Raw genomic sequence first — 13630 nt, forward strand, 5'->3', positions numbered from 1 at the left:
TTATGAAACATTTATTATTGATCCTGGTGGGAGGTATTTTATTGAATGCCTGTTCTGATGACCGTGAGATGGATGACGGGAGATGGAAAGCATCTGCACTTCGAGTACCGCTCGAGGTATCTTCGGCAGTCATTAAGCAGGAGGTGGTTACACGTTTAGCTCCCGATCCGGTACCTTTGACGGAAGGGGCCATAGGGATTTTTCTGTCGGGTACAGAACCTGAAAGCGGACAAGAGGATAGCGGATATAAAGTTATTGACAACCGTAAATACGTTTACAGCGAAGGTCATTGGGGACCTCCGACGGCTAATGATACAATTTATTTAGTGGGTAACGATGCTGATGTCTGCGCTTACTACCCTTATAAAGATTCGTATACGGACAAGACGGCCATTCCATTACAATCACAGGATTATGTGGAAACTGAAGATATCTATTATGCATTGAATACGATGATAAATGGTTTTACTCCTGCGATTACTTTTGAGATGGTACATGCTTATTCTTTGGTGGAGCTGAAGATCAGCCGTGATCACTACTTTATGCCTTGTGAAATTAGTAAAATAACCTTGAAGAATTCCAATCTAATAAAAAAAGGCACTATTAACATTGCTGTTGACGGAAGTATACACTCCTCGGAAACAGGGAATTATGATTTGACAACAGTAACTGATGCTTCACCTCATACATTGTCTGTTGGCGAATCTTATGTATGCTGTGTACTGATGATTCCGGTTCCGCTTAAAATTGAGCGGACAGATGCGGAAGGAGGAGAATTCGGGCTGTCTGTCAGCCTTGTGATAGATGGTCAACAGATGCTCGTGGAGATCCCGTATTCCGAACTTGGGGAGTTCGGGCAGGGAGAAAAGTATGTTATCGGATTAAAGATCAAAGGAACAGAAATCGTGCCTACCGTCAAAGCATTGGAATGGGAAGATGAAGAGGTTAATGGCGGGAATAAATATCCTGTTGAGTAAAATCATATTTAAAACTGAGCTGCTATGAAAGGAGTACTATACATAAGTTTTTTAGTTTGCATATTGCTGGGGTGCAGCGATAGTGATGGCTTGCCGGACGGGGAAAAAGACAAAACAGCCCGTACTGAGCTGGAAATAGTGTCTGCTTCCATTGTGGAAGGCAATACACAGACTCGTGCAGATGTACCTTTTACGCCCGGAAGTTCCATTGCTTTGTTTTGCCACGGGCAGGCAGCCGAAACGAGCTATACGCCTGTGAATAACAGAAAATATACGCTAAATTCCGGTGATAGTAAATGGACAGCCGAGTCGGAGGCGACTACCATTTATTTAGGTAGCGAGAAGGCGGATGTGTGCGGGTATTATCCCTATGTGGAAGGGACAGTTGGGACTGCTGATACTCTTTATAATGTCCGTACTACCATTCCTATGGATACGCAAGATTATGATCCTTCAAAAGAACTGTATTATGTGGCTAACCAGGAAGTCGATGCTAAGAGATATTTTGTAGAAATGCATTTTAAGCATGCTTATTCACGTTTAGTATTGAATATAGGGGTCGAAGATGCTTATCCGGCTACGTGTAGTATTAATTCAGTGGCTTTGGCAAACGACTCATTGTTTCGAAAAGCGGTGATAGATATTACGAGTGGTACTGTTGGCATCCATCCGGATGATACGGAGAAACAATTCAGGGGTGGATATAACATTACAAAAGACCTTCCTTATCTTTTAGACAGTCCTGATAAAAAATACCAGGCTGATCTGCTTATGATTCCTACAAAATTATTGCCTGACCCTTTTGAACCCACTAAAGGGCTTAGCGTCATAGTGAATGTAAGTGGATTTCCGGCAACGGTGATCATTCCGATAGACGATCTCTCTGATTTCGAGAGTGGTAAAAAATACGTTGTCTCTTTGAAATTGAGAGGAATCGCAATTAAATCGGTGACCGTAACCACTACTGACTGGGATGAGAAAATACTGAATGAAGGTGTAGATTATGAACCGCTTCCCCAATCTTAATGATTATACAAAAATGAACAGCATGATTATGAAACTCAATATGAATATAAATACTTCTGTGGCTGCCATATATGCAATGATGTTATTATTGGTTGCCTGTTCGCAGGAAAGGACTTTATTTCCGACAGAAAAAACGGACAGGGTGCCTTTAAGCGTATTCACTTCGTTCAAGGCGGATGTGACTACAAGAGCTACTGCTCAACCATTGCCTGAAGGGAGCAGTATCGGAGTTTTTTTGATAGCGGATGCTAACTATACCCCTCAGAGTAATGTGAAATACACTTGTCAGCCCGATGACGAATGGACGTCAGAGACCTCTGTTTGGGTGGGCGGGGCAAGAGCCGGTCTGTGTGCGTATTATCCGTTTGGTAAAGTTACTTTTTCTGCAGATACACGGACTACATTAAAAAACCAAGCTTACACGGAGGATGCGGATTGGTGGTATGCTAAAGACAATGCGGCTGTCACAGTCACTAATCTGTCACCTGAGATAGAATTTTTATTAGAGAAACCTTATTCTCAGCTCTCTTTGGAGATGATTCGTAACGGAAGGTATCCGTTGCAATGTAAAATAACCAATGTACGTATAGAATTGGAAAACGGGGAATCGATGGTTGACCAGGGGACATTCGATATAAAAGACGGGAGCCTGCAAAACACAACGGATGTTACTTCTTATTCATATCCAACCTCCGGACCTATGCATGACACGGGATTGGGGGTAGGAGAAGCGGCGAGAGATACCACTTGTAATTATCTGTTTGTTCCTCAGACTCTCGCGTCCGGGTTGAAACTGACTTTGACCATCGATGAACGTGAGTTCAGTGTGATTGTGCCACAGACGGATCTTGGCGAGTTGATAGCAGGAAAACGCCACGTAGTCCGATTGGATATCAGAGGGGGAATACCGATTAATATAGTGGAGGTTACCACGAAAGAGTGGCAATCAACAAGCCTTGATGGTGGTGATGCCACTACTATTAAAGATACAACAGAGATCATTATTGATGGTGGTAAAGTGGGAACAGAAGATTGGGCGTCGGATCCTACAGAAAATGGATCAGGAGCACTATAATTTAATATTAAACGTATGAAGACAAACCTATTATTTTTTATTTGCATCCTATTTGCATTAGTCTCTTGTGAACAAGAAGATAAGGTATCCGGAGAAAAGACACTGGCTGTAGTGTCCGCTTCTTCTGACGATAGGCCCTCAACACGTGGAATAATAAACGATAATACATACGCTTTAGGGGTCTTTCGGACTACTGCCAATACTTATGCGCCTTTATACAATGTGAAGCATATTTATTCGGGAGGAGAGTGGGGAGCCGATGATGTAATCAAGGTAGATTATCGGAATGCTTCTTTTTTTGCCTATTATCCTTATCATACAGCGACCGGAAATTATGCCGGACTGGCAGGTGGCACTACCTTGACCCTGCAAGCACAGCTATTCAATGCCGGAGAGGATATTTGCTATGGAGCAGGTGAAGCCTCGGGTGGAGGTCCGGTTAGTGTATACAATCCGTTTGTTGAGTTTCTGAATATGAAACATGCGTATGCCCGGTTGAGGTTGACACTGACCCGCGGGGAAAAATTTGATAAGACTAAAAAATGTAATATACAGAATATTACTTTCAAATCGAATAATGCCAATTTTTATCTGACACGTAGCCTCGATATCGCTTCCACTGCCGGAGCTACCGGAGGAAGCGCTGTGGCTGCCGGATATGTTCATAATCCTAACGTTAATATTGCCACCGGTAAAAGTGTGACATACGAGTATATGTTTCCTCCGCAACCACTGGCCGGTAGTAAACTGACTATTCTTGTCACTGTCGACGGGGTAACTCGGAGTTGTGACATTTCAACGTTAGGCAGTTCTTTGGATTCGGGGAAATATTATGGAGTATCACTGACATTTACGGATGTGGGAATCATCCTGTCATCGGCGGCTGTTACTGTCAATGATTTTGACGGACAAGGAAATACTCAGGTAGATACGGAATTATAACATAAACGGAGGATAAAGATGATACAACTGAAAGATAAACTAAAAGTAAATGGCGGAACGAGACGGTACATGGAAATGATTGGTTTAAGCCTGGCATTTTCTCTTTTCGCAGTGAGTTGCACTCAGGACAGTGATACGTTTTATCCATCGTCTCCGGAGGAGGAACATCCCTCCGTGGATGAAAGCCGGATGATTCCGATACAGTTGAGTGTGGACGGGGTTGATCAATTTTACGGAGGGGCAGTGACGCGTTCAGGAGAAACTGTTGCCCGCCTGGTACAGCCTTTGGATTCTACTTATGATACCGGATATGATGTGGAGACAACAGTGGAATCAATTCCATTAGAGAATATTGTGTCGACCCGTGCCAACTTGGGCAATGTACAGTTTCGTGTGGTGGCTTACAGAACAGATGCTTCGTCTGCCGATCATTATGCGGGGACAGCTGTTTATAAGACAAATGGTTCGGGAGTCGCAGCTATTGTAGCCAAGACAGCTACTCCTGTCAATAGTGCCGGACAATGGATATTGGGGCCGGGCACATATACTTTTGTGTGCTATTCTTATGGACTGAATAGCGCACCGACTATGTTATCCGGTAATTGGTCTGCAACCGTTTCGCACAATCAGGATTTTATGCTTTGCCGGAAAGAAGGAGTTGTAGTGGCTCCCGATGATAGAGGAGAGTTTACATTGGGAGGAATCAGCTTTACGCGTCAGTGCGCTTTGCTCCAACTGGCTGTCACGGCCAATGATTTTACTAATAATACGGTTCAACAATGTGCAGCCACTGTATCCAACCTGAATAGTAACAGCATAACCTGGAATGCCGGTCAGACAGCCCTTTCAACAGGCGGCACAGGAGGAGCTGTAAACTTTTCCTGGAGCAGCTTGAATGCGGCTACGGTTAATAGTAATGTATATAAGGTGCTGCCACAGAACAGCCGTACGTTAACCATTAAGCTCACGACTTTGCGAATTGGTAATATACAATATAATAACCGTGTGACGGTGAATGTCTCCGGGCGTCAATTTGCGGCAGGAGGTAATTATAAGATAACTGTTAAGATAACAGGAAACGGTATTACTGTGGGAGGAGCTACGTGGGCAAAAGGGAATGTTTACAAGAGTGGGAGTAATTTTTATTTTGAGTCCTCACAAAGTGGTTATCACAGTGGTACACAAGGTGGATCTTTTTTCGGCTGGAATACTCTCTCTTCCACTAATAACACGTATGGAGGAAGCTCCTTTTCTTCCGATAATGATCCTTGCGATAAAGTTGCTCCCCAACACACATGGTGTACTCCGACTGCCAACCAGTTACAAAATTTGGGAAATAGTGGATATAGGTCTGGATATCTGGATGGTAAGAGGGGAGGATATTTTGGCGGTAATAAGGTTTTTCTGCCCGCAATGGGAAACAGAGGTAAGAATAATGTAAACTATTGGACTGAAACGGGGTATTACAGAAGCAGTACGGGCGCCAGTGGTAAGCGTTGCTATTATCTGGAGTTTAATCAGAGCTATGCTGTTAAGAATAACTATTATTGGTATTGGGACGGATTCCCGATAAGATGCGTCAAAAGATGAAAATTATGAAAATGGTGAAGTCTAATATCGTAAAAAAAGAATAATGAATAATCTAAATGATCTGATCAGGATTTGGTGTTTGCTACTGATTTTGGTCGCCTGCAACCAAGATGACAATATGGATGGTATACCCGATTATGCCACCGTACCTTGTGTCATCAATAGCGTGAGTGTAATCGAACCGCATAAGGTCAATACTCGTGCTACGATAGAAGACGGGGATTCCATCGGTGTCTTTTTGACGGATGATGTGGCGGCGAATGGAGCTGGTAGTACCCGAAAATACTCGGACAGGAATAACTGTAAATATACCAAGGTGACAGGGAAGTGGACGCCGATTGACGATGAAAACACAGTGTCACTGGCCGAAGGAGTTTTTGCAAACCTATGGGCAATCTATCCTTATCATGCCGATAAGGAAAACGGATTGGATTATACGGATCGGACAGCCATCCCTCTAAAGTCAAGACTGTATTCGGCTGCAAAGGATTTGTGCTATGGGAAGGGAACCGGGGCAACCGATGAGACCAGTTTTGCTCAGCCTGCAGGAAGTAAAGTTCCTGTAGATATTTCTTTCTTAAATATGGATCATGCTTATAGCTGGGTCGTTTTTCGGATAAACAGGCATTTGTATACCAAAGAGGCTAAGTTGTCTAAAGTAAAAGTGTCTAATGTATTGACATATACAACACTGGATATTACAAACGGAACTTATGCCGGCAATGCATCCACCCCGGAGCCGGGAATCGCTGAGAAAGTGGACGAAACGATTCCGGAACTGGAAACTGATTATGTAGAGGTGGGCTTTCTTATCGTACCTTGCACATTAGAATCGATCGGAACCATTCTGGGAGTAGCTGACTGTGGCATGAAAGTAGACCTTACAGTGGATGGTGACGTATATACATTGGGGATTCCGCGTTCTAAATTACCTCAATTGGAAGCCGGGAAAAAATACTTGATTGAGATCACCGTACAAGGAGCGCATGGAATCGTCATTGCTCCGGATGGGGTTTCTACTATTGACTGGCCTGCGCCAACCACTGCTTCGGGAGACTTGATAGGTGAGGCTACTATACATACAAATTCTGTTTTAAACTGTTTTTGGTCATGAAAATTAATAGTATGTTTTTTATTGCCATGTGCGGATTGTGTATATCATGCGGGGCAGAGATTACAACGGACACTTCATCCGAAGTATTATCCGACAGGCAGATTCCTATAGGAATATCGACTGTTGCCGTTCCTGAATACGGTGCGGAGACTACACGTGGGCTGATTGCTAACGCCACTTATCAATTGGGACTGTTTCGTACCGGTGACAAAGGTTACCCTCCTCAGTATGATGCGCCTTATACGTATACAGCAACCGGATGGACGGCTTCTACAGAAGTGAAGGTGGATCATCGAGAGGTGAGTTTGTATGCTTATTATCCTTATCAATCCGTTTCCTTTGTAGACAATACGACAACAGCCGTCCTGAATGCGCAACTTTACAGTGCGGACAAAGATATGTGCTATGGGAAGGGGCTACCTGTGGGGAGTGCAAGCATGATCAATAATGATGCTCCGGAAGTGGAGTTTACAGCTATGAAACACGCTTATGCCCGGCTCAAACTGACATTGCTGCGTGGAGCGAATTATGATAAGAGTAAGGCATGTAATATAAAGAATATTACTTTAAAATCTAATAATACCGATTTTTATCCGCAACGTCATTTGGATATCACCACGGCAGCCGGTGCAACCGAAGGAACTGCCGTGACAACAGGTTATGTTTATAATCCGAATGTGAATATAGCGATTGGGGAGCAATCGAGCTATGACTTCTTGTTGCCTCCGCAGCCACTTGCCGGCAATACATTAACAGTTCTTGTGACGGTGGACGACGAAGTGCGTTTTTTGAATATTGCGGGATTGGGCAGTTCGTTGGATGCCGGGGCGTACTACAATGTATCTCTGACGATTACAGATATACAGATGGTACTTACGAATGCTTTGACAGTGAATGATTACGGGACTCAAGGGAATACTAATTTTGATTATAAATATGAGATGCACAATTGACAGGACGCAAACGGGAATACTTAAAAGTATGATTCGCCTAATGGCTTGTTCATGTTCTTTGTTCTTGATTTTGCTTACAGTGACAGGGTGTGACAGGGAGGAAGATGAAAGATTTCCTTCGGGACATCATGATCCGATAGAAGGAGATGGGGAGATGGTGCCTATCAACGTAAAAGTGGATGGGGTAGATGAGTTTCTGGGTGGTGCGGTTACCCGTTCCGGAGAGATTTTGACAAAGATAGTGCAGCCTTTGGACAGTACTTATGATTCGGGCTATGATGTAGAAACGACAATTGAATCTTTACTTCCCGTTAATCCGGTACAGACGCGTGGCAATATGGCCAATATGCAGTTTCGGGTTGTAGCCTATAAAAACAATTCCATAACGGCTGCTAATTATGCGGGTACAGCGGTTTATAGTACCAATGCTTCCGGTATTGCCTCGATTGTAGCGAATACAGCCACTCCCGCAGCTGTTTCCGGACAGTGGGTGTTAAGGCCCGGGACGTATGCGTTTGTCTTCTATTCATACGGAACCAATTCTGCTCCGGCTGCTTTGTCCGGTAATTGGTCGACGACAGTGACGCATAACCAGGATTTCATGTTGTGTCAGAAGACCGGGGTAGATGTAAAGGCCGATGCAAGCGGGCAATGCCTGTTGAGCGGCATTAGTTTTTCAAGGCAGTGTGCCCAACTTCAGTTGTGTGTAGTGGCTAAAGAGTTTAATAATAATACGGTTCAGCAGTGTGCGGCAACTATCTCGGGACTTAGCAACAGCCCTGTGACCTGGAATGCGAGCCAGACAACTCTTCCTGTAACGGGGACAAGCGGGACATTGAACGTGGCATGGACTAATCCGAATACAACCACGGTGAATAGTAATGTGTATAAGGTACTTCCTCAAACGAGCCGTACGCTTACGATAAAGTTTACTACTTTAAAAATCGGTAACGGACAAATGAATAACGCTATTACGGTTAGTGCTACAAGCCGTATATTCAGTGCAGCCGGTAATTATAAGATAACGGTTAGCATTGTGCCAAATTATATTTCAGTGAGGAGCTATAAATGGGCAAGGGGAAATCTTTATAAAAGCGGATCTAATTTTTACTTTGAGGCTGCTCAGTCAAATTATCATGGTGGTGCGACAGAAGGAGGATTCATCGGATGGAATACTCTTGATATCGGTGTAGGTAAATATAATAGTGGGAATTACTCTACGGCCAATGACCCCTGTTATCAAGTAGTCCCTCCCGGTACTTGGGAAACACCTTCTGATGGACAACTACAAGATCTGATTAATGCGGGAGTTACCTATAGCGGCTCTCCTAAAGGTTTTTGGTTCGGAGGGAACAATGGGGTATTCCTGCTTGCTTTGGGAAGCCGGGATCAGTCCTCTACTACAATAAACAATACTATATCGAAAAACGGAGCTTGGGCTTTTTATTGGTCCCGGACTCCTTCCGGAAAAACAGCCAAAGGGCTTAATGCTATGCAAGGTAATAATAGTGCCGGTATAGACAACAGTTGGGCGCGGCCTGATGGCAGAACGATAAGATGTGTTAAACGATAAATGGTATATTCTATGAAACAGGTATTAGAATGTTGTTTGCTTTCATTAAGTCTATTCCTCTTTTTCTCTTGCGGGAAGGAGGAAGAAGGACCTATCCCAACCGATAGACAAGTGCCTATCGGGGTTATGGAAGCTTCTTTGAGTACGAGAGTGTCCACACGCGGAGTCATCAATACTGATATTTATAAATTGGGTATTTTCCGTACGGACGCTCAGGGATATCCACCTCAGTATGATGCTCCCTATAGTTACGACGGTGTAGCCGGTTGGACGGCTACTACAGAAATACTGGTGGATCACCGTTCGGCGAGCCTGTACGCATATTATCCTTATCAGTCTGTATCATTTGCCGATAACACTACGAAGGCGATTTTGGTTGCCCGGATTTATGATGCAGCTAAAGATATGTGTTACGGTAGCGCTACGTCTGCAAATGGATCAGGCATGATAAATAATGATCATAAAGGAGTGCGATTTATTGATATGAAACATGCGTATGCCCGATTGAAACTTACATTTGTCCGGGGGACGAATGTGATGTCAGGCCGTAAATGCAAAATTGAAAACATAGTGTTGAAGAATAATTCAACCAATTTTTATCTTCAGCGGCAAGTCGATATAACTACCGGCACGATTACCGAAGGGACCCCTGCGGCGGAGGGATATGTACACAATCCGAATGTAGAAATTGCATCCGGGAACCAAGTTTATGAATATTTACTTCCTCCGCAATCTTTGACTGATAATAAATTGACCATTTCGGTAACGGTAGATGGTGAAGTCCGTACGGTCACGGTTACTGCGTTTGGCGGTACATTGAATGCAGGAGGATACTATCATGTTACATTGACAATCAATGATGTGCAGATTGTTCCGAGTGCGGGTGTAACCGACAACGGGTATACGTCGGGGGATGATCCGAAGAATCCCATTCAGAATAATACTCCAAGTGTGGTTTAAAATGACTGATAATAAATGATAGGAGAGGCTCGCTAAGTGTGAGGTTTATACGGGCTATCCACACCTTTTAATAAATTGATTTTAGATAGATAAGATGAAAAGAGAACTGAGCATGGTCTTGTGTCTGCTGTTGCTTCCGGGCATGGCAGGAGCGGGGACCGGTGCCGACTCGCCGGAAAAAAAAGCGGCGTCGGCAGTGAACAACAAACGAAACGTACGACAGAAAATAACCCCGGTGGGTACTCGAAAGTCTACCTCGGTACGCCCTTTGTCCGTATGCGAGGTGAAAGTTGACCTGCCTACGGACAGCATGCTGCTCTCGTGGGTAGGCTTTTTGTCGCCTTCGGCTACGGAGGCACCGAAGGTTGAGGAGGTGCGGCAGACTGTGAGTGGCAGCATCGTGCTGGATTACAGTCGTGGGCAGAAGACGAAGTATGATGAGCGTAACTTTGTAGAAGCTGTTTACAAACTTTTGGCTGTGACACGTCCGCTTAGAGAAACACCGGGTGTGAGTCTGGAAGGTATTCGTTTGACAGGTTATACGGCTCCGGACGGTGACTATCGGGCGAACGAACGTCTGGGTTTACAACGAGCACTGGCATTGAAAGATTATATTCGGCGGGAAAAAAGCTTCGGCACAGTGCCTTTTGAGGTGAACTGGATAGCGGAGGATTGGAAAGGATTGACCGATCTGATAGTTGGGTCGGAGATGGCATTCAAAGAGTCCGTACTCGATATTATCCGTACAGTGGATGTAGTGGATGGTCGTGAACGAATGTTGATGGATTTGGCCAGTGGGACTGCCTACCACTATTTGTCGTCGGCTTTTTTCGGGAGGTTACGTCGCATTGAGTACGAGGTAACCTACGTGGACGGAAGCTTCGCGACACAGCCGTCGATAGGCATGACAGAAGGGGTGTCGGTTGTTACTTCGGGCAAACAGGAAGCATTCTCGGTGGCGGACTTCTGCCGTTTGGCAGAAGCACATGCCGTAGGTTCGGCTGAATTCAATGACTTGATGGACTTGGCGGGACGTCTTTATCCGGATAGTCCGGTGGCATGCATCAACGCTGCCGGAGTAGCCTTGTTGCGCCGCGATACGGAGCGTGCCCGGAAATATCTGCAACGCTTTGCCACCCTGCCTGAAGCCGGGTGTAACATGGGTATTCTTTGCCTGCTTGAAGGTGACCGGGGAAAGGCGGAAGTCTACCTGAGCCTGGCACAGGCGGGAGGAAGTGTGCCGGCAGGAAGGGCACTGCGCTTCCTGCAAAGTAAGTAAAGGTTCACTGCAGAATACACAGATTCACATGGATTCGTTTTTTTCTCTCCGTGTGGTTTCGCTAAATAAAGGATAATAAAGAATCGGTGTAAACTGTGGTGAAAATAAAAATGGAAAACACAAACTGACGAAAGTTATGGATATAGCGGAAATAGCAACAATGGCGTTTATCGCTTCGGGGATGACATACAATGCCGTGAAGTATTGGCGGGTGAACCGAAAAGTGCATCTCGCCCGTGAATGGCCGGTGCATCTGATTCTGAAGCGAACGGATGATTTGTCGGAAGAGTGCCGGAGAGCGGTCTTGTTGGTTTTTGACCGACGGGGATATCTGGTGCGCAAGTACCCTGAGGCGGATGTACTGAAACGGAGAAAAAGGTGGCGGTTGCGTTGTACCGTACAAGAAGGAATGTTGAACTTCTGTGTGCTGTTTACACCCCATGCGCTCTGCCTGAGCGGGATACATCATCGTGATGATGTGTCCCGCCTGTTTGCCGGTCATGCCGGCATCTGTATTGCTGAAACGGGACTGCAGGAGATTATTCATGGCACATCGTTAGAGTTGATAGTGGTCGGTACGGAAACAGACGAGGAAAATGAAAAGGTCGATTCTGCCACACTGAATGCATTGCTTCCGACAGAAGTGATTACGGACGCAATGGCAAAGGAGCTTCCGGTGGAGTTGAAGGGGTGTAGCGAACAATGGCATACGGGAAGCGTGCATTATGCAGAAGGTGAACCGGACAACTGGCTTGCCGTGCGCCGTGAGGGGGACCGGTTGTTGATGCAGTTTCGTACCAATTTTTCTGCCGTGGAACGGGAGGCAACCATTGAAATAGGGAACGGTGAGGGAGTACATTTGCTCAAGGTGCGTCAGCAAGTGATGGGCATTCATCCCACGTTGACGGTCAGTCGCCGGCTCTACGTCAGTACCGGGCGGAAGAACGAGGCGGTGACGCTAACCGTTATCCCCGACAACGAACAGGCATGCTGGTGTGTGAGGAGCGCCAACGCTAACGACGGCGGATGTTGGTATTCGGTCTATCCGCCCGTAGGCCTGCAACAAAAAGGAAGCCAGAACTTGAAAGTGCACCTTGAAGCGAAACCTGCCAGTGTGCGTTCGCGCTCGCTGGTACTGACACTCGAGACGGGGACATATCCTTTCAGCCAGACAACTGATCTGCTATTGATGCAGGGTGTCTGCTTTGACTATTATATAGAATATCCGCCGGAGGATCCTTGCGCACGCCATAGCAGGGTGATAGAGACACCACCGGACTATCGGGAGGAGGAGGGAGTGAGGACGTACATCGTGTGTGTGGACAGTAATCAGTCATGGCGCATCGTGAGTGACAAGGCGGCGGACTGGGTGGAGGTGAGTGAACCCGAACTGTTGCAAGGACATTATGACGGACGGTTCACGGTGAAGGTGCATTCTAATGCCGGATACCGGGTGCGTGGTGGATTTCCGGCAGCACGTCACACGGTGCTCTCGTTGGTGAATGATACGGGCGTGGTACGCGATATCCTTATTTATCAAGGTGGTTACGTACGTATCCGGGGTAAATATTGGCTGGACCGTAATCTGGCGGCAGGCGGGAAATTAGCACAGGTAGCCATCCCGTTGGGGTTGGAAGTGGATACCACGCTTAATCAGGGTACGTATTTTCAGTTTGGCTGTCCTACTGATCGATGGGAGGAGAACTTTACGCCCTGTCGCGGCAGTTGGTACGATGGTACGGCAGAGAGTCCTGCACGGATTAATGAGTTGGACCCTTCGCCGGAGGGGTGGCGGCTACCATCGCGTATCGAAATGGAGGCACTGATGAACAGTCCCGCTGCTCCGATGGAGCTTCAACGGGAGGAGGACCGGACGAATATCTGCCTTCTGAGTGACGACGGAGTACCGGTGTATCTGCCGCTGTGCGGACACCGGAGTCACATCAACGGCTGCCGGATTGTGATTCCGCATGGGCATCGCTACTGGACGGGGAGTAGCCAAAGCCCGGTATATGGTTATTCGCTCTGCGTGGAACCCAGCCGGCAGATGTATCTGATGCACGATATGAAAAAATATGGGTTTCCGGTGAGAAGCATTTTCAACGATGAACGACAAATGGTTAACGATAAACTTTGAAAGA

General features: G+C 46.0%; 11 protein-coding genes. All 11 read left to right on the plus strand.

Going from position 1 to position 13630, the window contains the following annotated elements; translation table 11 throughout:
- The first annotated feature begins 2 nt into the window (after window positions 1-2).
- The 11 genes from BSHG_RS09150 (at window position 3) to BSHG_RS09100 (ending at window position 13626) form a co-directional block, all read left to right on the plus strand.
- Window positions 3-977, plus strand: coding sequence for a fimbrillin family protein (locus tag BSHG_RS09150; protein ID WP_008659553.1), 975 nt, complete (start codon window positions 3-5; stop codon window positions 975-977).
- A 24-nt stretch (window positions 978-1001) separates the two neighbouring features.
- Window positions 1002-2003, plus strand: a complete 1002-nt coding sequence (locus BSHG_RS09145) for a fimbrillin family protein (protein WP_005794899.1) — start codon at window positions 1002-1004, stop codon at window positions 2001-2003.
- A 22-nt stretch (window positions 2004-2025) separates the two neighbouring features.
- A complete protein-coding gene (locus BSHG_RS09140; protein ID WP_008659556.1) occupies window positions 2026-3078 on the plus strand; it encodes a fimbrillin family protein in 1053 nt (350 codons plus the stop codon).
- Between the two features lie 15 nt (window positions 3079-3093).
- Entirely contained in the window at window positions 3094-4020 is a 927-nt protein-coding gene (locus tag BSHG_RS09135; protein ID WP_008659557.1) for a fimbrillin family protein, read from the plus strand.
- Window positions 4021-4038: 18 nt separating this feature from the next.
- Window positions 4039-5610, plus strand: a complete 1572-nt coding sequence (locus BSHG_RS09130) for a hypothetical protein (RefSeq protein ID WP_008659558.1) — start codon at window positions 4039-4041, stop codon at window positions 5608-5610.
- Window positions 5611-5653: 43 nt separating this feature from the next.
- The gene (locus BSHG_RS09125; RefSeq protein ID WP_008659559.1) at window positions 5654-6724 is read left to right on the plus strand and encodes a fimbrillin family protein; all 1071 of its coding nucleotides are present in this window, start codon (window positions 5654-5656) and stop codon (window positions 6722-6724) included.
- Window positions 6721-7677 carry a fimbrillin family protein gene (locus tag BSHG_RS09120; protein WP_008659560.1) on the plus strand — a complete coding sequence of 319 codons (957 nt, stop codon included), beginning with the start codon at window positions 6721-6723 and terminating at the stop codon, window positions 7675-7677. Before BSHG_RS09125 ends, BSHG_RS09120 begins: the two co-directional genes overlap by 4 nt.
- A 40-nt stretch (window positions 7678-7717) precedes the next feature.
- The gene (locus BSHG_RS09115; protein ID WP_008659561.1) at window positions 7718-9250 is read left to right on the plus strand and encodes a hypothetical protein; all 1533 of its coding nucleotides are present in this window, start codon (window positions 7718-7720) and stop codon (window positions 9248-9250) included.
- Between the two features lie 12 nt (window positions 9251-9262).
- Complete coding sequence (locus tag BSHG_RS09110; protein ID WP_008659562.1) at window positions 9263-10210, plus strand: fimbrillin family protein; 948 nt, start codon at window positions 9263-9265, stop codon at window positions 10208-10210.
- Window positions 10211-10304: 94 nt separating this feature from the next.
- A complete protein-coding gene (locus BSHG_RS09105) occupies window positions 10305-11489 on the plus strand; it encodes a hypothetical protein (protein WP_032497395.1) in 1185 nt (394 codons plus the stop codon).
- A gap of 136 nt (window positions 11490-11625) precedes the next feature.
- On the plus strand, window positions 11626-13626 hold the full coding sequence (locus BSHG_RS09100) for a BACON domain-containing protein (RefSeq protein ID WP_008659567.1): 2001 nt from the start codon (window positions 11626-11628) through the stop codon (window positions 13624-13626).
- Window positions 13627-13630: the final 4 nt, after the last annotated feature.

This window comes from Bacteroides sp. 3_2_5 (assembly GCF_000159855.2).
Lineage (GTDB): Bacteria > Bacteroidota > Bacteroidia > Bacteroidales > Bacteroidaceae > Bacteroides > Bacteroides fragilis.

Coding starts and splice junctions, on each gene's coding strand:
- BSHG_RS09135 (WP_008659557.1), top strand. CDS start 3,094: ATGAAGACAAACCTATTATTTTTTATTTGCATCCTATTTGCATTAGTC.
- BSHG_RS09150 (WP_008659553.1), top strand. CDS start 3: ATGAAACATTTATTATTGATCCTGGTGGGAGGTATTTTATTGAATGCC.
- BSHG_RS09115 (WP_008659561.1), top strand. CDS start 7,718: ATGGCTTGTTCATGTTCTTTGTTCTTGATTTTGCTTACAGTGACAGGG.
- BSHG_RS09105 (WP_032497395.1), top strand. CDS start 10,305: ATGAAAAGAGAACTGAGCATGGTCTTGTGTCTGCTGTTGCTTCCGGGC.
- BSHG_RS09125 (WP_008659559.1), top strand. CDS start 5,654: ATGAATAATCTAAATGATCTGATCAGGATTTGGTGTTTGCTACTGATT.
- BSHG_RS09100 (WP_008659567.1), top strand. CDS start 11,626: ATGGATATAGCGGAAATAGCAACAATGGCGTTTATCGCTTCGGGGATG.
- BSHG_RS09140 (WP_008659556.1), top strand. CDS start 2,026: ATGATTATGAAACTCAATATGAATATAAATACTTCTGTGGCTGCCATA.
- BSHG_RS09145 (WP_005794899.1), top strand. CDS start 1,002: ATGAAAGGAGTACTATACATAAGTTTTTTAGTTTGCATATTGCTGGGG.
- BSHG_RS09120 (WP_008659560.1), top strand. CDS start 6,721: ATGAAAATTAATAGTATGTTTTTTATTGCCATGTGCGGATTGTGTATA.
- BSHG_RS09130 (WP_008659558.1), top strand. CDS start 4,039: ATGATACAACTGAAAGATAAACTAAAAGTAAATGGCGGAACGAGACGG.
- BSHG_RS09110 (WP_008659562.1), top strand. CDS start 9,263: ATGAAACAGGTATTAGAATGTTGTTTGCTTTCATTAAGTCTATTCCTC.